Source organism: Massilia sp. Bi118 (genome assembly GCF_918697865.1).
Lineage (GTDB): Bacteria > Pseudomonadota > Gammaproteobacteria > Burkholderiales > Burkholderiaceae_D > Telluria.
The window spans coordinates 186170-206160 of sequence record NZ_CAKKMV010000012.1 but is presented as its reverse complement, the minus strand read 5'-3'; the positions used below and the strand labels follow the sequence as shown (position 1 = coordinate 206160).

Annotated in this window: 17 protein-coding genes; 1 reads left to right on the top strand and 16 read right to left on the bottom strand. The window is 65.4% G+C overall.

Annotated features, from left to right (window positions below; all coding sequences use genetic code 11):
* The 9 genes from LQV39_RS18750 to LQV39_RS18710 all read right to left on the bottom strand — a co-directional run.
* The coding region (locus LQV39_RS18750; protein WP_230027664.1) for a sugar phosphate nucleotidyltransferase at nucleotides 1-127 on the bottom strand (127 nt) is incomplete at its 3' end.
* The gene (locus LQV39_RS18745; RefSeq protein ID WP_230027655.1) at nucleotides 124-1290 is read right to left on the bottom strand and encodes a sugar phosphate nucleotidyltransferase; all 1167 of its coding nucleotides are present in this window, start codon (nucleotides 1288-1290) and stop codon (nucleotides 124-126) included. The genes LQV39_RS18750 and LQV39_RS18745, both read right to left, overlap by 4 nt.
* A 16-nt stretch (nucleotides 1291-1306) precedes the next feature.
* The gene (gene galE, locus LQV39_RS18740; RefSeq protein ID WP_230027654.1) at nucleotides 1307-2305 is read right to left on the bottom strand and encodes a UDP-glucose 4-epimerase GalE; all 999 of its coding nucleotides are present in this window, start codon (nucleotides 2303-2305) and stop codon (nucleotides 1307-1309) included.
* 243 nt (nucleotides 2306-2548) lie between these two features.
* The gene (locus tag LQV39_RS18735; protein WP_230027653.1) at nucleotides 2549-3292 is read right to left on the bottom strand and encodes a WecB/TagA/CpsF family glycosyltransferase; all 744 of its coding nucleotides are present in this window, start codon (nucleotides 3290-3292) and stop codon (nucleotides 2549-2551) included.
* A gap of 18 nt (nucleotides 3293-3310) precedes the next feature.
* Nucleotides 3311-4435: a non-hydrolyzing UDP-N-acetylglucosamine 2-epimerase gene (gene wecB / locus LQV39_RS18730; protein WP_290368607.1), complete on the bottom strand. Its 1125-nt coding sequence runs from the start codon at nucleotides 4433-4435 to the stop codon at nucleotides 3311-3313.
* Nucleotides 4436-4488: 53 nt separating this feature from the next.
* Entirely contained in the window at nucleotides 4489-6459 is a 1971-nt protein-coding gene (locus tag LQV39_RS18725; protein WP_230027651.1) for an alginate lyase family protein, read from the bottom strand.
* A complete protein-coding gene (locus LQV39_RS18720; RefSeq protein ID WP_230027650.1) occupies nucleotides 6459-7532 on the bottom strand; it encodes a glycosyltransferase family 4 protein in 1074 nt (357 codons plus the stop codon). Before LQV39_RS18720 ends, LQV39_RS18725 begins: the two co-directional genes overlap by 1 nt.
* 81 nt (nucleotides 7533-7613) lie before the next feature.
* Nucleotides 7614-8951: a phenylacetate--CoA ligase family protein gene (locus LQV39_RS18715; protein ID WP_230027649.1), complete on the bottom strand. Its 1338-nt coding sequence runs from the start codon at nucleotides 8949-8951 to the stop codon at nucleotides 7614-7616.
* Between the two features lie 6 nt (nucleotides 8952-8957).
* The gene (locus tag LQV39_RS18710) at nucleotides 8958-10199 is read right to left on the bottom strand and encodes a glycosyltransferase (RefSeq protein ID WP_230027648.1); all 1242 of its coding nucleotides are present in this window, start codon (nucleotides 10197-10199) and stop codon (nucleotides 8958-8960) included.
* 61 nt (nucleotides 10200-10260) lie between these two features.
* Here LQV39_RS18710 and LQV39_RS18705 point away from each other — a divergent pair, with 61 nt between their 5' ends.
* Entirely contained in the window at nucleotides 10261-10842 is a 582-nt protein-coding gene (locus LQV39_RS18705; protein ID WP_230027647.1) for a hypothetical protein, read from the top strand.
* 2 nt (nucleotides 10843-10844) lie between these two features.
* On the opposite strand, the gene LQV39_RS18700 is transcribed toward LQV39_RS18705, so the two are convergent.
* The 7 genes from LQV39_RS18700 to xrtB form a co-directional block, all read right to left on the bottom strand.
* A complete protein-coding gene (locus tag LQV39_RS18700) occupies nucleotides 10845-13076 on the bottom strand; it encodes a DUF4962 domain-containing protein (protein WP_230027646.1) in 2232 nt (743 codons plus the stop codon).
* 324 nt (nucleotides 13077-13400) lie between these two features.
* Nucleotides 13401-14171 carry a glycosyltransferase family 2 protein gene (locus tag LQV39_RS18695; RefSeq protein WP_230027645.1) on the bottom strand — a complete coding sequence of 257 codons (771 nt, stop codon included), beginning with the start codon at nucleotides 14169-14171 and terminating at the stop codon, nucleotides 13401-13403.
* The gene (locus LQV39_RS18690; RefSeq protein ID WP_230027644.1) at nucleotides 14161-15372 is read right to left on the bottom strand and encodes a glycosyltransferase family 4 protein; all 1212 of its coding nucleotides are present in this window, start codon (nucleotides 15370-15372) and stop codon (nucleotides 14161-14163) included. Before LQV39_RS18690 ends, LQV39_RS18695 begins: the two co-directional genes overlap by 11 nt.
* On the bottom strand, nucleotides 15369-16898 hold the full coding sequence (locus LQV39_RS18685) for an oligosaccharide flippase family protein (protein ID WP_230027643.1): 1530 nt from the start codon (nucleotides 16896-16898) through the stop codon (nucleotides 15369-15371). Before LQV39_RS18685 ends, LQV39_RS18690 begins: the two co-directional genes overlap by 4 nt.
* A gap of 6 nt (nucleotides 16899-16904) precedes the next feature.
* Entirely contained in the window at nucleotides 16905-18386 is a 1482-nt protein-coding gene (locus LQV39_RS18680) for an O-antigen ligase family protein (protein WP_230027642.1), read from the bottom strand.
* A 9-nt stretch (nucleotides 18387-18395) separates the two neighbouring features.
* Complete coding sequence (gene epsI, locus LQV39_RS18675; protein ID WP_230027641.1) at nucleotides 18396-19088, bottom strand: exosortase-associated protein EpsI, B-type; 693 nt, start codon at nucleotides 19086-19088, stop codon at nucleotides 18396-18398.
* Entirely contained in the window at nucleotides 19085-19990 is a 906-nt protein-coding gene (xrtB, locus tag LQV39_RS18670) for an exosortase B (protein WP_230027640.1), read from the bottom strand. Before xrtB ends, epsI begins: the two co-directional genes overlap by 4 nt.
* Between the last annotated feature and the right edge of the window lies 1 nt (nucleotide 19991).

Genomic DNA, 19991 nt, shown 5'->3' with positions numbered 1-19991 from the left:
AGGCGGTTTCCTGCAGCATGGTCTTGTCGGTGACCAGCGGCAGGAGCTGCTTTGGCATCGAAGCACGCGAAAGCGGCCACAGGCGGGTACCGGCGCCGCCGGAGAGGATGACTGGATAGATTTTCATGCGCTTATTTTCTCTAGATTGGAATCTGTCTCTTCCGCGCCCTCTTTGCGGCGGCTGCGGCGGCGATCGCGGGCGTTCAGCCATTCGTCCGAGCTGTATTCGGACGAATGCTTCATCTCGCCGGCACGGTCGATGCTGTAGTCCTTGAAGACGATCATTTCATGCAAGGTTACATCATTTAACACGCGAGTATATTCGAAAAGGACCGAACGGACGATTTCGGCGCCCTCGCAGATGTGGCTGCCATGGCCGATCCAGGTCGGGCCGATGATGGTAGAACCGGCTTCGATCTTGACGCCCGAACCGATGTAGACCGGGCCCTTGATGGTGGTGCCGCGCCAGTCGATGCTGGTGTTCAGGCCGGTCCACAGGCCGGGCTCGATCTCGATGCCGGGCACGTGCATGTGGTTGACTTCGCCGGTCAGCACGTTCTGCAGCACTTCCCAGTAGTCCGACACGCTGCCGATGTCCAGCCAGTTGAACGGACGGCCCTGGGCATAGAAAGGCATGCCTTTCTCGGCCAGCAGCGGGAACAGCTGGGAGCCGATGTCGAATTCCACGCCCGACGGGATCAGGTCGATCACTTCCGGTTCGAAGATGTAGATGCCGGTGCTAATGAAATTCGACAGCGCCTCTTCCTGCTTCGGCTTTTCCTGGAACTGGGTGATGCGGCCGTTCTGGTCGGTGACCACCACGCCATAGCTCGACACCTTGTCCCAAGGCACTTCCTTGGTGATCACGGTGGCCATCGCACCCTTGCGGCGGTGCTCCAGCAGGGCCGCTTTCAGATCGAGGTCGATCAGGGCGTCGCCGCACAGGACCACGGTGGTGTCGTCGAAGAAGCCGCCGAATTCCTGGATCTTCTTCATGCCGCCGGCCGAGCCGATCGGGACGGCCACGACTTCGCCGTCTTCCTTGGTATAGCCTTCGAAGGAGTAGCCGATCTGGACGCCGAACTGTTCGCCCTCGCCAAAGTATTCCTCGATCTTTTCGTGCAGGTGGCTGACGTTGACCATGATCTCGGAAATACCGTGCTTGCGCAGGTGTTCGATCAGGTAAGCCATGACGGGCTTGCCCAGCACGGGGATCATCGGTTTCGGCAGGTCATAGGTCAGCGGACGTACGCGGGTGCCTTTGCCTGCTGCAAGAATCATCGCTTTCATGGTTCGGTCCTCATGCTTATTTTGGGGTAGTTTGGTAGCGCCAGGAGTCGGCGCACATTTGCGCGATGTCACGTTGCGCCGTCCAACCGAGTTCCTCGCGGGCGTGGGTCGGATCGGCGTAGCACTTCGCAATGTCGCCGGGGCGACGGTCTACGATCTGGTAGGGAATCGGCTTGCCGCAAGCCTTTTCGAAGGCATGGACCATTTCCAGCACGCTGTTACCGTTGCCGGTGCCGAGGTTATAGGTATGCAGTCCCGCGCCCTGGACCAGCTTGTCCAGGGTCTTGACGTGGCCGATGGAGAGGTCGACCACGTGGATGTAGTCGCGCATGCCGGTGCCGTCCGGGGTCGGGTAGTCGCCGCCGTAGACCGACAGCTTTTCGCGCTGGCCATTGGCGACCTGGGCGATATAGGGCACCAGGTTGTTCGGGATGCCGTTCGGCTCTTCGCCGATCAGGCCGCTTTCATGGGCGCCCACCGGGTTGAAGTAGCGCAGCAGCGCGATGCGCCAGTCCGGCTCGGCCTTGAACAGGTCGCGCAGGATGTCTTCGATCATCAGCTTGCTGCGGCCGTAGGGATTGGTGGCCGACAGCGGGAAGTCTTCCTTGATCGGCACCGAGGCCGGGTCGCCGTAGACGGTGGCCGAGGACGAGAACACCAGGGTCTTGCAGCCGAACTTGGCCATGGTCTCGAACAGCGCCACGCTGCCGGTGACGTTGTTGTCGTAGTAGCGCAGCGGCTGCGCCACCGATTCGCCGACCGCCTTCAGGCCGGCAAAGTGGATCACGGCGTCGATCTTGTGCGCGCCGAAGGCGGCTTCCAGCGCCGCGCGGTCGCGGATGTCGCCGTTGACGAACTCGAAGGATTTGCCCGTGATCTTTTGCACCCGTCCCTGTACCGAAGGGTCGGCGTTGGAAAGGTTGTCGAACACCACCACGTCGTGGCCGGCGTTCTGCAGTTCGACGACCGTGTGCGAACCAATGTAGCCCATGCCGCCTGTAACGAGAATTTTCATGCGTGCTCTGCTTTCTTTAAAAATTTACTGTCGCCATGCAAATGCGCTGGCGCCTATTGTTGTGTCTCGGTCGGCTAGCCGCCGACATCCCTATGAATCTCTTTGCAAACTACCAGCTTCACGGGAGGCCGAGAAACCGTAGCGAGCGGAAGGAGTTTCGTTCGAGAAGCGCAGCCGTACTTACGGTACGGCCGGTCCGCCGAAGCGGAGCATCGCAGGACGAAAATCCGACGCGCAGTAGGTTTATCGGCCTCCCCTCAACTCTTTCAGGAACAGCCTCAGGAACGCCATGTCTTCAATAAAATAACGGCGGAACATCCGGCGCGGTTCCTGCAGGAAGCGATAGAACCATTCCAGGCCCGACTTCTGCATCCACACCGGCGCACGCTTCACGTGGCCGATCGCCACGTCGAAGGTGCCGCCCACGCCCATCGCGAACGGAATCTTCATCTCGGCCTGGTAGCGGCCGAGGAACTGCTCTTTTTTCGGCGAGCTGATCGCCACGAACAGCAGGTCGGGCCTGGCGTCGCGGATCTGCTCGACCACCTGCGCTTCTTCCGCCTCGCCCTTCCAGTAGCCGTTGCGGTAGCCTGCCAGCACCAGCCGCGGATACCTGTTCTGGTAAGTCGAGGCGACCTTGCTCACCACTTCTTCCTTCGCGCCCAGCAGGAATACCCGCCAGCCCTTCTCCCCCGCCCGGCGCATCAGCGCCTCGAACAGGTCGACGCCGGCGACGCGCTCCTTCAGCGGCTTGCCGAGCAGGCGCGAAGCCCACACGACCGGCATCCCGTCGACGTTGATGAGTGCGCAGTCGTTGATGATCTGCCTGAGCTCGGGATCGCGGCTGGCCTTGACCAGCTTGTCCACGTTCACCACCACATGCTGATGGGGCCGTCCTGTATGGATGAAGCCCTCGATGGTCTGCAGTGTTTCCTCCATCGACAGGTTGTCGATGGAGCACCCCATCAGTGTGATGCGTTCGCTCATGTGATCATCCTTTTCTACTCATTCGGGTACTTTCGCCAGCTCAGTTGCCAACACGGCGACGATACGTTCAGCCGCCTTGCCGTCCCAGAGGTGCGGCCGGCGGCCCTGCTTGCCTTCGCCGCGCAAGACCTTGCGCGCTTCAAGCATGATGACTGCCGGATCGGTGCCGGCCAGTACGTTCGAGCCTTCGTCCACGGTGACGGGACGCTCGGTGTTCTCGCGAATCGTGACGCAGGGCACGCCCAGCGCAGTGGTCTCTTCCTGCAGGCCGCCGCTGTCGGTCAGCACGACCGCCGCGTCCTTCCACAGGTTGAGGAAGGCCATGTAGGCCTGCGGGCCGGCCAGGGTGATGTTCGGGCCCAGGTCGATGCCGAATTTCTCGATGTTGGCGCGGGTGCGCGGGTGCACCGGGAAGATCAGCGGCAGCTCGGCCGCGATTTCCTTCAGCGCGCCGGCGATGCGGGTAAAGGTCTCGGCATCGTCGACGTTGCTCGGACGGTGCATGGTGACCACGCCGTAGCGTTGGCCGGCATCCTGGCGCGCTTGCTTGAAGGCGCTGGTCTCGAAGCCCGAAGTGTCGGTGTGGGCCAGCTTGTCGGCTTGGAACAGCACGTTGTCGACCATGACGTGGCCGACATAGTGCACGGCGGAATCCGCCTTGCCTTCGCGTTTGAGGTGTTCCAGCGCGGCGGGTTCGGTGACGAAGAACCAGTCCGAGATGCTGTCGGTGACCAGGCGGTTGATTTCCTCGGGCATGGTCATGTCGCCCGAGCGCAGGCCGGCCTCGACGTGGGCGACCGGGATGTTCAGTTTCTTGGCGACGATCGAGCAGGCCAGCGTGGAATTCACGTCGCCCACCACCAGCACGGCGGCCGGGCGCTCGTTCTGGCACAGCTCTTCGAAGCCGACCATGATCTTGGCGGTCTGCTGGGCATGGCTGCCGCCGCCGGCGGCCATGAAGACGTCCGGTTGCGGAATGCCGAGTTCTTCGAAGAACACGTCGTTCATGTCGCGGTCATAGTGCTGTCCGGTATGGACGATTTTCCAGGACAGCGTTTTCGGGTTCTGAGCCTGAAGCGCGCGGACGATCGGAGCGATCTTCATGAAATTGGGCCGGGCGCCCGCAACCAGATAAATAAGCATGAAACTGTTTCCCTAGTAATTAGTATGTGAACAACACTGCGGACAGCGGGGTATTAAAAAAACGTTATTGTAAACCTGCACTCGACCGGGACGGCGGACGATACGGTGCTGATCTTGAGCACGTCGCAAGGCTGCCTGGATTCATAGCTGCGCGAATACCAGCCCAGCGGCGGATTTTCGTTGGCGCGCACCAGTTCCAACTTGAGATCGGCGCCGTGGGCGTGCATCTGCAGGGCGAAGCGCTTGCCGCGCACGTGCAGACCGGAACTGTCCAGCCGGACGCTCAGGCCCGGGGCGAAATGCCAGAACAGCTCGACCTGATGCTGCTTTTTCGCCGAGAACTCATCCTTCACCACCAGGCTCGCGCTGGCGGCGTCGAAGCGCACGCTGCGCATGTGGCGCACCGGATCGGCCAGGCGCTCGTAGCCGTCGTGCGAGCCGCGGAAATCGAACTCATGCGGCGACTGCGGCATGCGCTCGATGCTGGCCCTAGCCTTCTTCAACCACATGAAGCGCCCGCCCGACACCGACTGGTCGAGGCCGTCGATGCGCACGGTGTTATGGGCCGAGGTGCCGCGGAAATAGTCGCGCCACTTGTGCTCCTGCCAGTAGGAATAGGTGCCCGGATCGACCAGGCATTCCTCGCCGCCGACCGACAGGTTCAGCGCCAGCGCGTCCGCGTGGCCGTGGGCGGCAATGCCCAGGTAGCCCAGCGGGCCGCAATCGACCATGCCCTTGATCTCGTTGGCTTCGCCGAAGTGCGAGCCGAACAGCAGGTAGCCGCCGTCGGGGAAGGCCCAGCCGGTCTCGGATTCGTGCGGATCGGCTTCCGGGCGCTTGCCCGGCAGGGTGTGCAGCAGCCAGCGCACGCCGATGTGCTCGCTGACCCAGTTGGCCTCATGCTTGTGCAGCACGGCGTCGCCGAGGGCCAGCAGCTGGGCCGCGCGGTCGCTGCCAGGGGCGTCCATGCGGAACACGATGCCGTCGTCGGCGTCGCCCACCATCGGCACGTTGCCGCCGACGTCGCGCACCGACCGCAAGAAACGTAATGCGCGCTGCAGGCTGGTCCAGTAGGCGCGCGAGAAGGGGTGGCCGCAGGCCTGGCCGACCAGGCCGGCCACGAACAGGAATTCGGACGAGAAGATGTGGTAGGCGAAGGCCTGCTCGCGGTTCACGCCGTCGCGCGAGAACTGGGCCTGGGCCTCGTGTTCCAGCTCGCGCCGCGCCTGCTCCAGCCAGGCGCCGGACGACTTCCAGCAGGGCCAGATCGAGGCGCCGACGTAGAGGCCGGCCAGCTCGCCGATCAGGTGGTTGTTGGCCGAAGAGTGACGCGAGAGATGACGCGAAATCGCCGAGCAATGGGCGTGGATGGAATCGAGCCAGTCGGCGCGCAGGCGCTCGCCGTCCTCGCCCGCGAACAGGCCGCTGCCCTCCCCGCCGATCAATTGCCAGACCAGGCTCCAGTTGATCAGGCGGATGCCCAGTTCCAGCGAACTGGTCCAGTTGGGGCCGGTGAGCGGCGGGCACTGGTCGAGCCAGCTGCGCAGCTGGTGGTGCAGCGCGTGCAGCCAGGCGACGTCGTTGGTGGCGGCCCAGGCCTGGGCCAGGCGCGTCAGGTGCAGGTGGCGGTTCAGCTCCCATACATGCTTGATGTCGCCGACCAGCTCGCGGTTCGTGATGGCGATGTCGCCGGCGTAGACCGAGGGGCCGGTGACGCCGCTTTCCGGGTCGCGGTTCCAGAAGGGCGGCATGCCGACGTCGAAGCGTCGGTTCGCGAACAGGACTACGTGGCCGGCGCAGATGCTGTCGGCGTCGGCCAGCAGGGATTCCCGCTCTGCGGCGGACATGGCGGGTGCGGACGACACGCCGAAGGTACGGGCGCGCGGCAGCGGCGGCGCGGCGCGCGGACGCACCCGTTTCGCCACGCCCTTCGCCGCCGCCTGCTGGATCCGATAGCCGACCTCGGCCATCGACATGCAACGCAAACGGTTCACCAACCAGGTCACGCCTGTCGCCTCGCTCATCATTGAGTCCCCGCCAGTTCACGGTAGAGAGCGGACAACTGGCCGCACACCACCTCGGTTGAATAGTGCTGCTCGATTGTGACGCGCGCGTTGCGTGCCAGCCTTGCGCGCAGGGCCTCATCGCCCAATACCTGTTCCAGCCTGCTTGCCAGCGCCGCGGCGTCGCGCGGCGGCGCCAGCAGGCCGTTGTCGCCATCGGCGATGGTTTCCGGAATCCCGCCGACGCTGCTGGCGACCACCGCCCTGCCCGCGGCCATGGCTTCCAGCATCGACATCGGCAGCCCCTCCGCATGCGAGGGCAGGCAGAACACGCTGGCGCGCGCCAGTTGCTCGTCGCGCTCCCCGGCGCCGAGCCAGCCCGGCAGTTCGATGCGGTCCGCCATGCCGAGTTCGGCCGCCTTCTTGCGGAGGGTCTCGGCATCGCCCTCGCCGCCGAATACCAGGCGCAGCGACGGGAACTTTGCCGCCAGCAAGGCCCCAGCGCCCAGAAGTTCGAAGACGCCTTTCGCTTCCTCCAGCCGGCCCAGGAACAGGATGCGGCCCGGCTCCCCCTGCACGCCGGATGCCGGCGGCAGCGGCACCGAATTCGGCACGACCGCCACCCGTGACCTGGGCGCGAAGCCGCGCACGAAGCCGGCCCAGCCGTTCGACAGCGTGATCACCACCGAACTGGCTTCCAGCGTGTGGCGGATCCAGCGCTGCATCAGCGCGCCGGCCTCGACGGTCGCAAACTGGCGGAAGCCGCCGCCATGCAGGTGAAATATGGTCTTGCAGCCCGCCAGGCGGGCGATCAGCAGCACGATGGACTTGCGCACGAAGCTGGCGCGCGAGGCCGCATGCACGTGCACGACGGACGGATGCTGGCTGAAACAGGCCAGCAGGGTCTGCGAGAAGCCCGACAGCGCGCCCTTCGCCTTGATGGCGGCCGAGCCTTCGCGGTGGGTGGCGACATAGCGCACCTGCTCGCGCTCGAACAGGCCGTGGTGGCGCAGCACGGAGACCACGGCCGCAACCCCGCCCTTGCCTTCCAGGGCGGTGCCGACCATCAGGACTCGCGGCGCCTGCGTTTTCAAGCGCTGGGCTCCGATTCCACACCCCTCGTCGTTTGTCGTTGTAACAAAATACACGCTCTTATTAATAGGGCAATGTTTCGATCATACATCATGAATTTCCCGGGGTGCGCACAGTTCACCTTCTTCTTCGACAACAACGAATTCGAATTTGCCATTGCGGCCGCGCGGGATGGCGTCGACTTTTTGCACCGTCACCTCGACGCCGGGCACGCGCAACAGGAATTTGGCGATCATGGCGCGCTCGTCGGCCTCGCTCCAGCCCTCGGTAGTGACGACTCTCAGCAGGAAGCGGCCGTTGCCGCGGTACGACACCTGCCCCTCGACCAGGTGGCGGTCGTGGCCCTGGAAGATGCGGTCCAGTCGGCCGATCAGCCGGCCGTTTGGCAAGGTGATGACTTTTTCCTGGCGTCCCAGTACGGTCTTGATGGTCGGGAACACGCGGCCGCAAGGACAAGGCTCGTCGCCGGGGACCACCGTATCGCCGGTGCGGTAATGGACCAGCGGCATCGCCAGGTTGTTCAGGCTGGTGCCGACCAGCTCCCACGCATCCGGCTTGTCCCTCAGTTCCTCGATCTTGAGCAGGGCCACGCCGCTGTAGTCGGTGATCACATGGTAGCTGCCGTGCTCGCAGCTGCCGATGGCAGCCACCCGTTCCGACTGGCCGTACCAGTCGAACACGCGCACGCCGAAGGCCTGCTCGACCGCCGCCCTCACCTCCGGCTCCATGGTTTCGGACGAAGTCATCACGCCGCGCAGCTTGTGCCCGCCATAGCGCCGTCCGCGCGCGTTCAGCCAGGCGGCCAGCGCCGCGATCGAGGATGGGTAGGCGTGGATCACGACCGGCTCGAAGGCTTCCAGCGCGGCGATATAGGCGCCGATGGTCTCATTGGACAAGTGGTAGGACGACATCATCAGCATATTGCCGACCCAGTCGCGGCACCAGTAGCGGCCGTCCTGCGGATGGTCGGCGCAGACGATGTCGCCGCGGATCCAGGCGCGCCGCTGCATGGGGCGCCAGCCTATCCAGCGCAGCTGGCGGTAGACGAAGCCCTCCTCGCGCACCATGTTGCCGAGCGACTGCACGATGGTGAGCGGGGTGCCCGAGGTACCGCTGGTCTTGATGGTGGAGCGGATCAGGGAGCCGAAACGCCGCGGACGCAGCAGGCGTTCCGGATGCTGGCGCACGTCCTGCTTGGTGAGCAGCGGCGTATCCGGCGCCAGGCGCGGCAGGCTGAAGGGATCGCCGTCCAGCGGCACGCCCGCCTTTGCCGCGCGCTGCGCCACGTAGCGGGCCAGGTGCTCGCGCGAGCGTTCGTTGGCGGCCAGGGCCGGGTAGACGAAGACGCGCCCCCAGATGTTGCGGACCAGCTCACGCCCGAGCGAACGCAGGGAAAACTTGAGCGACCGGGTCCACGACATGCACGCTTACTCCATCAGGATCTTCTTGTAAGTTTTTGCAACATTTCGACCGAGAATATCATAGGTGCGGTGGCCCTTTACGTACGCTGGGCCACGCATCCCGAACTGCCGGGCTTGCTCGGGATCCTTCAATAATTGCAGGGTGGCCGTGGCGAAAGCGCGGGCTTCCATGGGCACGCACAGCCCCGCCCCGCTCTGCTCGACGACCAGCTTTTGGTCGGGAATGTCGTTGGCCACGCTGGGGATGCCCAGCGCCAGGTACTCGACCAGCTTGGTCGGCGAGGAGACGTCGAACAGGGTGCCGCGCGGAATCGGCGACAGCCCGACCTCGGCCCGCACCGCATAGCCGAGCGCCGTGCGCTGGGGCAGCCAGCCGGTCAGCAGCACGTGCTCTTCCAGGCCTCGGCCGGCGATCTCGCGGCGCATCCAGGCCATTTCGTCGTCCGAGGGGGCGTCGCCGGCGATCACCAGCAGGGTCTCGGGCATGGCCTCGCGCAATTGCGCCGCGACGTCCAGCAGGAAATCGGACTTGCGCGACTGCGCAATGCGGCCCAGGTAGAGCACCACGCGGCGGCCGTCCAGGCGCGCGTCCTCGACCGGAGCGACGGCGGCGCGGTCGAACAGGGCGGCGTCGACGCCCATCGGCACCGCCGTCATGCGCGCGCGCTCGAAACCTTTCGCGGCCAGCCAGTCGGCCATCGCATCGCTCTGGACGAAAATGTGGCGCGCGCCCGGCAGCACCAGTTTATAGATCGCGATGCGCGAGGCCCAGGCCCGCAGCGCGTGGGCGGCCCATTTCAGGCGTCCCTTGAGGCCGCGTTCCTGGCGCGCGATGTCGTCGCGGCGCACCTCGAAGCCTTCGACGATGGGAAAGGACATCCAGTAGACGAAAGGCACGCGCAGCAGCGCGGCCATCACGCGGCCCAGCACGCCGCTGGCGATCTTGTCGCGCACCTGCAGGCAGTGCGGACGCTGCTTGCGCAAGGAGCGCCACAGGCCGACCAGGTCCCACAAGGGCGAGCAGATGCTGGCGAAGCGCGAGCGCAGGCTGCCCACCACGTGCATGCCGCCGGCCGGCCAGGGCGACGCCGGCGCCTCGCTGCCGCCCTGCCCCACCAGCTCGGTGTGGACGCCATAGCGCGGCATTTCGGCGCCGAACAGGGTCAGGACGTCCGCGCGGATCGGCGGCAAGGGATCGCGGACGATGAAGGCGATCGACAGCGGGGAGTTCGGTTGTTGACTCGACATGGAGCCGATTCTAACGTAGGGTGGGCACACACCGCCCACGCAAAAGCCAAGCGTACAGCCTATGGAACTCCCACCCCGGCAAGCCCTCATCCAGCTCATGCTGCAACTGCAGCGCAATGGCCTGGCCCTGTCCCAGGCCTACGCCGCGCGCCAGACTGCGCTCGAACTGGAAAAGGTGGTGACGGTGGAAAGGCTGTCCTCGATGGAAGGCGTGGCGACCTCGCTGGCCGTGATCGCCGCGCTGGAAGCGCTGGTGGAAGAACACCGGAAGCTGGTCCGGCAGTGGCTGGTCGAAGCGACCCGCCAGCTGGTGCCGGTGCTCGAGGAGCATCCCGAAGACCAGCGCAAGGACATCTCGGATGGCTTGATGGCGGCGCTGCAGGCCCAGATGCAGCACCAGCACCTCAGCCTGCAGGCGCGCGGCGAATGGATAGACGCGGCGCGCAGCATCTTCCGGCTGGCGCAGCGGGCACGGGAACTGGATCCGCGGGTGGAGCGTTCGCTGTTTGCGAACGAGGACGACTTCGAGGAGGCTGAGCGCCAGGGCGAGCGCATGGATGCGGCGTCGGCGGCGGAACACCGCCTGCAGGAAGAACTGGCGGCCCGGATGCGCGCGCGGCTGGAACAGTTCCAGCCGCGCTAGGCTCAATTAACGGTGATGGTCTGGCTGCCGATCGTGACCGCGCGGCTGGTGCCGCTGGCCGCGATCTTGACCGCAGGACGCTTGCAGCCGACGTCCATCAGGACCAGGAACTCGCCGACCGACTTGCCGTCGTTCTTCAGGTAGAAGGCGCCGTGGGCTTCGGTCGTGCCGGCTTTCGGGGCCGGGCCGGCCCAGGTGGCGAACGGTGCGTTGCCGTTCAGGTCACGCAGGCAGACCGACTGGCCGCCGGCCGAGATCTTCACGCTCGACGGGCTCTCCACCGTGAACGCCACCGGGGCGTGGATGTTGAACTCGTAGGTGTGCGGGACCACCGCCGACAGCTTGTCGCGCACCAGCATCGCATCCTGGCCCTTGATGTACCAGATCTGGCGCTTGGCCATGGTCAGCTGGCCACCGTAGGCCGGGGTCGAATCGCCTTCGGCATAGTCGTAGTTGCCGTTCACCGCCCAGCCGGTGATCTTGCCGTTGCGCTGCAGCTGCTCGCGGTAGCCGCTCACCAGCTGGCCCTTGCCGCCGTCGAAAGTGACGGCATTCTGCGATTTGGTCTGGTGGTACCAGTCGCTCCATTGCGGCGAGCCGTACCAGTCATACCAGCCGGCCTTGACCAGCAGCGGCTGGCCGGCCACCGACAGCAGCAGGCCGTTCTGGTCGCCGTGGCTGTGGTTGAAGGAACCGTAGGGGCTCGACTTGAAGTAGAAGGAGCTGCGGTTGGTGTTGCCGATATCGCTATGGATCGCAACCCAGCCGGTGCTCGGATAGTAGGCTTCGTTCGACGGCGGCGAGAACACGGTGTTGCCGGCGATCGGCATCGGGTACGGCGCTTCCAGCACCTGCATGGCATCCTCGAGGCCGCTCAGCTTGGACTGGTACCAGTTGGCGCGCGGGTTGACCATGCGCTGTGCAAAAGCGCGGAACACGCGCGGATCCGGCTTGGTCTCGGCACCGTCGCCGAAGGCGTGGACCTTGGCGCCCGGCGGGGTCAGCATCATTGCGAAGTCGAGGAAGCCCAGGGTCCAGGGCTTGGCGTACATGTTCACGCCGGTCGCCTGGTTGATCGAGTCCCACAGGGCGACCATGTAGGCGGCCGCGTACTCGGCGTAGGCGGTGCCGTTGGCGTAGCCGCCTTCCGGGCCGGCCCAGGGCGACGGATTGTTGACGTAGGCGCGGAAGCAGAAGTCGAACCACTTCTGCGCGTCCGGGATGTCGCCCAGCGACAGGCTCGAGATCAGCGACATGAAGATCATCAGCGTGTTGCCGTGCGAGTCGAACGGGAACTGGTCCAGGCGGCCGTTGTCGCCGGCCAGGCTGTTGTACATCTCGTTGGTGCGGACGCGCACGATGTCCAGCCAGCGGTTGCGGCGCGCGCCGTCGAGGTCGCCCGGCAGCATGTCGATGGTCTTGATCAGCGAGAGCGCGATCTGGCGGGTCGCCTGGTCCTGATTGGCGTAGCTGGTCGGGCCGCTCGGGGTCAGGGAGGCGAGCTGGTCGCCGCGCTTGATCGCCTCGGTCAGGTAGATCGGGTCCTTCTTGATGCGCCACAACAGGGCCGCGGCTTCCATCTGGCTGGTCGCTTCGTTGATCTTGTTGCGGACATCGGTCTGCTGGGCGGCCATCTGCGCGGTCAGCGGGGCGCCGATGACGATCGGCCAGCGCGCATCGCTCAGGTCGGGCAGCGCGCTCGCCTGCAGCTTGACGACGTTGGTCAGGCGGCTCAGGTACGGCTCGAGCTCGGTCTTCTTGGCGGTATTCCAGGTCGAGAACGGCGTGGTGGTCAACGGCAGCGAGCGCGGGCGGGCCTTGGCCAGGATGCGCGCACGGAGGGTGGCGTTGTCCGGCACTTCGAAGGTGACCGACTTGCTGGTGATAGCGAAGGAACGCGGGCTCGACCAGTCGCTCGAACCGGCCGGGCGCACGCGCCAGGTGTAGTTGCCGAGCGCCATGGCCTTGGTCGGCAGGTACCAGTTACGGTCGACGGTGGCTTTCACCGGCGAACCGCCGACGGGGGTGATCTCGATTTCATAGCTGGCCGGGCCGGTCGCGTAGCGCGCCCAGGCAAAACCCGGCGGGTTCTGCGCCTGCACCTGGCCGTTGGCCGGTGCCGGCTGGACGACCAGGGGATCGGTGGATTGCGCCCAGTCGGCACGCGCACTGAACGAGCAGAACAGCGACGTCAGTGCAACCGCGAGGACGATACCTTTCCGATGAAATTTCATGTGGAAGCTCCGAGAAAATTGACTAAGACTTACAAGAGATGGCCCGTCGGCGTGGCGCCAGGCGTATTCGGCGACGCGCGCTCTTGCGAGTGAAAAGCGCTGTCCGATCACGAATAATAGTACCGCACATCAATTGACTTGCGGAAAATTTCCCTTAGAAATCAAAGATTTTTCTCGTCCATCGCGAAAATCCAACGAGCGTAACGACAAGTTTGATGAAGCAATATTTTCAAAAATGCCAAGTACGTTTTTTCACTGAAAAGACAGTCTTGAAACTCCGAGAGCGATTTGTCAAACTTGTCACGAATACCATAAGTAGCTGTATCAGTGCGCCGCCTCCGCGCGCAAGGCCCGCATCCGTTTCATGTAACGCAAACAGTAGATGCCGAAGGCCAGCGGCGCCTGGTGCATGTAGCGGCGCCGCACCTGGAATTCTTCCTGGCGCGCCTTGATCTTGTTGGCCGAGGACACGCTGCCGGCGTGGTCGCGGAACACCGTCAGCGGGCGGTCGACCGTGGCCGGCCTGGCAACCTGGCCCAGGCGCAGCCACAAATCGATGTCCATCGCGTACTTCAGCTTTTCGTCGAACATGCCGACCCGTCCGAAGGCGCTGCGGCGTATGAACACGGCCGGATGCGGCACCGAGGCGCGTCCGGCGGCGAACGAGCGGTAGGTAAAGGGCAGCACCGGATACGGCGGGATCAATTCGCCGTCCTTCAGCACCTGCACGCTGCCGAACACCCAGTCGACCCGCTCCCTGGCAAAGCGCTCGGCCACCGTGGCCAGCACGTCGTCGGTGGCGTAATAGTCATCGGAGTGCAGGTGCGCCACGTATTCGCCGGTGGCCGCCTCGATCCCCTGGTTCATGGCGCGGCTGATGCCACCGCCGACGTCGCGCAGCACGCGCTTGCGGCCCGGGTAGGCGGCGATCAGCTCCAGGGTGCCGTCGGTGGAGCCGCCGTCGACGAAGATGTGCTCGACGTCCTGGCAGGTCTGGCGCTGCACCGAGGCCAGGGTATCGGCCAGGGTGGCGGCGCTGTTCCAGGTGCAGGTGACGATCGAGAAGGTCGGCTTGGTGTTCGTATTATTCTGCATAGAAGTCCAGTATCCGGGGGATGGCGTTTGATACGTCCATGGGGAAGGAAGCCGGGAGCGGCACCGTCACTGGCGCACATCCCAGCAGCTCGGCCAGCCGCCCCACCAGGCGCGGCATGGTTTCGGCCAGCTGCAGCTGGCCGTCGTAGTATTGGTAGGCCGCCAGCTCCGGCGTGCCGCCGCGCGCCAGCGCCAGGCACTGCTTGCCCAGAGCCAGCGCCTCCAGCACCGTCGTGCCGCAGGGCTCCTCCCACACCGAGGGAATTACCAGCACATGGCTGCGCGCCGACATGCGGATCACCTCGTCGTAGCCGCGCCAGCCGAGGAAGCGGATCTGCGGGCCCGCGTATTTCTGCTCGAGCCGGGGCCGCAGCGGGCCGTCGCCGATGATGCTCACGCGCGCGTGCGCCGGCAGCCAGCCCTGGACCTGGGCCAGGAACTCGCCGAAGCCTTTACCCGAATCGATGCGCCCGACCAGCAGCACCTCGCCCTTCTCCACCTCGCCAGGGGCGGCGGCGCGCTCGCGCAGGTAGGGATAGCGGATGAAGTTGTGGATCACGCGGGCGCGCGACAGGTCGGCGTCCGGCACTGCGCGGAGAAAAGACCGGCGCAGGAAGTCCGACACGAAGATGGTCTTGTGGCGCGAGAAGGAATCCGCGGTCTCCGAGCGGTAGCGCCGCACCGCCATCCCGGAGACGGAACGCCGCAGCGCGTTCGGGGTCGGATGGATGCAGGCCGCGCAATCGCGCGCATCCATTGTCGTGCAGACGTGTTCTTGTTTAAAACGCAGGTGGATCACGCACTCGCTGCCCTGGTCGTGGCGGGTCTGCACGAAGTTCACGTCGCGCGGCACGTAGCGCCCGGCCATCGGCAGATGGCCGTGGTAATGCACGACGTCGTATCTGGCCGCCTCGCGCAGCAGCGCGCGCGCGATATTCCGCGCGAACCAGGGCCGCTTGATCGGGTTGAAGAAGCCCAGCTGCGACTCTTTCCAGCCGGGCCGGGAAAAGTCGAAGCCCGGCAGCAGGCGGCCGTTGAAACCGATCTCCTTGCTGCTGTCCGCATGACAGCGGTCGCTGCGCCCCATGATGTCGACGTCGTGCCCCTGCTCCAGCAGGGCGTTGGACAGGGTGACCACATGCTTGCCCAGGCCGCCGATCTGGGCGCCCGGCAAGTCTTCGGAAACCATCAGGATCTTCACACAGGTTTCCTCATCGATAAAAATCCTTTCACGCGCGACCAGGCGAGAATCTTGTCGTCCTTTTCGATCACGAACAGGGCGCCCCAGGCGAACAGCAGCGCCATCGTCAGCAGTACCAGCAGCACCAGGTCGAGCGGGCCGCGGTCGAACAGGCGGTTGCCGGCGCCGGCCACGATGGCGACCAGCCCGACCCCGAACACGCTGGGCAGATAGGCCCGGCGCAGCAGGTCGGCCAGGCGGGCCGGCACGGTGCGGCCGTGCACCGCGGCCAGGAAGCTGCTGGTCAGGAGGATCGAGGCGATCAGGTGGCCCCAGGCGGCGCCGGCGATGCCCCAGCCGTCCACGCCCAGCCAGACCAGCACCAGGCCGACCAGCGCCCGCGCCAGCGCGAACATGCCGGAATAACGCGGATGGCCCATGCCGTCGTTGACCAGCGAAGGCAGGCTGGTGAGCGAGTCGATGAACTGCGACAGCGCCATCACCGAGAGCACCACCTGGCCGGCACGCGCGAACTGCGGCCCCATCCAGTAGAACAGGATCTGGTACGAAAACGCCGAGACCAGCACCAGCACCGAGGCGTTCAGGAACACCACATAGCGGCTGGCCTTCAGGTAGAGCATGCGCAGGGATTCCAGCTCGCCGCGCGCGGCCAGGGCGCTGGTGGCGGGGAAGAACACGCCGGACAGGCGGAAGGTCAGGCCCAGCACGCGGTTGGCCAGGGTCGAGGCCACCGTAAAGTAAGCCAGGCCGGTCACGCCCACTAGGGCGCCGATGATGAGCTTGTCCGCATAGGCATACGAGAGCGTGGCGAAGCGGCTCAGGAAGGAATAGGCGGAAAAGCCGAGCAGGCCGCGCCGGATCGCCGGCCCCGGCGTACGCCAGGCCAGGTCGGGCAGCAGGCGGCGGATGGCGCGCCACAGCACCACGCAGTTGATGGCGCTGGCCACCACCCGCACCAGGATGACTTCGAACAGGCCATAGCCCAGCATCAGCACGGCCACCGTCAGCAGCGGCACGCAGGTGCCGAACAGCATCTCGACGCGGCTGGCGATGTCGTAGCGCAGCAGCGCCTGGGGAATGCTCTGCAGGTAGCTCTGCAGCTGGCCGAGGAAGAAGCCGAGCGCCGCCAGCTGCAGGGTCCTGGTCGCCTCCTCCACCAGGCCGGGCGCCACCGTGAACACGCGGGTCACGAAGAAATGCGCCCCGAAAAACAGGCCGAGGCCGCCCGCCACGCCCAGCAGGGTGTAGACGGACAGGCCGAAGAACACGGTCTCGTTGATGCGCTCGCGCTCCTCGGGCTTGTCGCGGTTCGCGTTGAAGCCGGCGATGTACTTGACGGAGCCAGCGGTGACGTTGATGTCGATGACGGCGAAATAGCCGACGATGGCGGTGACCAGCGAATACACACCGTAGTTGGCGTCGCCGAGTCCCTTGACCACGAGCGGAACCGTCCCCAGGGCAACCAGGGCCGGAATCATGGCGCCGAGCAGGTTGGAAAAAGCGTTACGCAGCAGGCTCAGGTTCATCCTCGGCTAACCTCGAACCGCCACCTGCGCCGGCACCAGCTTGACGTGGTGGCGCTTCTTCCTCTCCGCCGCCACTTCCACGGCCGACTGCGCGCGGCACACGGCCATCGCCACGTAAGGCAGGGCCAGGCAGATCGCCAGCATCTGGGTCGTGCGCACTTGCGGGAAAGGCGTGCCGACCAGCAGGTCGGGCAGCATGAAGGCCAGCCCCGCCGCCCCGGCGGTGGCCAGGCCCAGCACCTCGGGCGAAACCGTGCGCAGGGCGCGCCGCGCGAAGACGCAGAAGGCCCAGATGGTGCCGCCCAGCAGGATCAGGCCCGGCAGGCCGGCTTTCAGGGCGATGTGCAGCACGCCGCTGTGCAGGAACAGGCCGCCGTCCGGATTCGCCTGCCAGGAGATCTGCTGGTAGCCGGTGTAGCGGCCCCAGGTGCCGATACCGGTGAAAGGATGCGAGATGAAGTCGGCCAGCGCGAACTTCAGCTCCATCACGCGCTCGCTCTCGGCGCCGAAACGGTGCGACTGCATGTCGAAGAACAGGCTGGACAGGCCATGGCCCGCGCCCTTGGTCTGGCCGAGGCGCTTGAGCGCCGCATACAGCAGGCCGGCGCCGACCACCGGAGCGCCCAGCGCCATCATGTGAATGCGGCGGCGCATCGGAAAGCGCATCATGATGATCAGGAAGGCCAGCACGAAGCCGATCCAGGCGCTGCGGCGGTAGGACAGCACCACGCAGATGGCGGTCGCGCCCAGGGTCGCCCACTCCACCAGGCGCCAGAAGGCCGAGCGCTGGGTCTTGACGATCTGGAACAGGTTGACCGCGGCGATCGCGAAGGCGACCGTGCACAGCAGGCTGTCGTTGATGTCGAAGAAGGTCAGCTTGATCTTGATCGCATTCATGTTGGCGTACACGTTGTTCGGGTCGCCACCGAAGGCGGCCCAGCGCGCCAGGCCGAACATGGCCCGGCCCAGGCCGGCCAGCATGATGAAGCGCGACAGCTCGATCGCGTCCTCGCGGGTGCGGAAGCACAGCAGCAGGAGCGAGATCAGCGGCGCCATCCAGATGACGTTCGAGAAACCCGACACGGCCAGGATGTCCTGCAGCTTGACGTCCGCAAACAGGCCGACCGCGAGATGGCCGATCAGCAACAGGAACCAGGCCAGGAACCAGGAGCGCAGGTTGCAGGGCGGCGCCGGATAGCCCTGGAAGGTGGCCGACACGCGGGCGCAGCACCAGAAGGCCAGCATCATCCAGAACAGCAGCGGGAACAGCAGCATGCCCGAGCCGCGCGTATAGATGCCGGGCGAAGAGATGGTCGACAGCGAGCCATAGCTGGTCGAGTTCATCAGGAAGAAGACCAGCATGTAGCCGTAGGCCAGCCAGCGCGGCCGCACCATGCCGACGCCGGCGCCGATCACCATGAGCAAGCACAGCAGCACGACGATGATGAAAGGCAGCGAGGTATACAGGTAAAGGGTCAGGTTCTGCATAGCAAGCCCTTATCCGTGCGTGGTGGCGGCGCCCAGCAGGCGAGCCCTGCCGTTCTTGTCGAGGGCGCCGAGCATCTCGTTGACGAAGCGGTCCTGCAGCGCATACGCGCCGGCCTCGTCCGTTCCCAGGGTGGAAACGCGCACCAGCATGCCGTCCGGAATCCGGCCCGACAGGCCGTACATGAGGCGCGACATTTTCTGCTCCACGCCCGACATCACGGCCTTGTCGCCGATCGTGACCCAGTAGGTGATCGGCTCGTTGCGCGTGTTCTGGCGCGCCACCAGGCGCTTGACCGGTACCGTGCCGTAGCTGGTCGCCAGCTGGTCGGTATGGTTCTTGAGCATGTCGAAGCCCTGGGCCACGTAGCAGACTTCGGGCAGGTGCAGCTGCAACTGCTTGCTCTGGTCGCCGCCGTAGGCGATCGACAGCATCACCCGCTGCCCCTGGGCGTTCACATAGGTGCGCGACAGGGTCTGGTCGTAGAGCGCCGCGATCATTTCCTTCTGCGAGGGCTCGGGCGTGAGCGGCACCACGCTGGCGTCGACGGTCCAGCCGGCGAAGCGCGTCGGGATCATGGTGTCGAGGCTGAAGTTGGCCTTGGCGTCGGCGATCTTCTGCTTGGGCGTCAGGGCCGCGGTCAGGGCCGTGGTCCCGGCCATTGCCAGGCCCAGCACGATACTGGCAACGAATCTGCGGTTCATGCGGCCTCCTTCGTGCGCAAGGGCGTCGTCGTGCTTTCCTTGCGCCGGATGTACCACTGCAGGGCCGAGTCGATAGCCAGGATCAGCACCAGCGCCGTGACGAACAGCACCATGCCGGCAAAGCCGTGCAGGAAGCCCTGCCCCGCGGCGTCGCCGTAGTAATAGGTGATCAGGGTCAGCACGATCACGCGGATCACGTTGGCCGAGAAGGAAATCGGGATGATGAAGATCGCCAGGCCGATGTTGCGGAAGGCCGACGGATGGCGCATCAGGTTCAGGTAGAACAGGCCCAGCGCTTCCAGGGTCAGTAGGGTCTGCAGGCCGGCGCAGGCGTCCGCCACCAGCAGCTGGTACTGGCCGATCTGCAGGATCACGCCGGAGCGGCTGATCGGGTAGCCGAAGGCGAACAGGATGTGCTCGGTGGCCCAGGACACCGCCATCTTCATCGGCATCGTCACCGCGGCCACGAATTCGCTGGGCAGCGGCACCATGAAGATCATGAAGAAGAAGGGGAACCACAGCACGCCCAGCGCGCGTCCGCCGCGCTTGACCAGCAGCACCGCCATCATCACCAGGATGATGGACAGGACTTCCAGCATCAGGATCTTCTGCGAGCGGCCCAGCGTGTGGCACAGCAGGCCGAACACGAGGATGGGCCAGCCGGCCCAGTGGACGCGCGGCGGCGTGGTGGCGGCCAGCATCTCCGGCCATTTGCGGTAGATCAGCCACAAGGCCAGGCCGAAGATGATCGGGCCGTGGCCCTGCTCTTCGCCGACCCAGGCGCCGGTGAACAGGTCGTAGAAGGTCGGCACGAACAGCACGGCCAGGCCCAGCAGCACCGGCCACCATTCGGGCAGTGCGGCACGTATCTGCTGCATCGAACGGATGGCCAGCGTATTCATC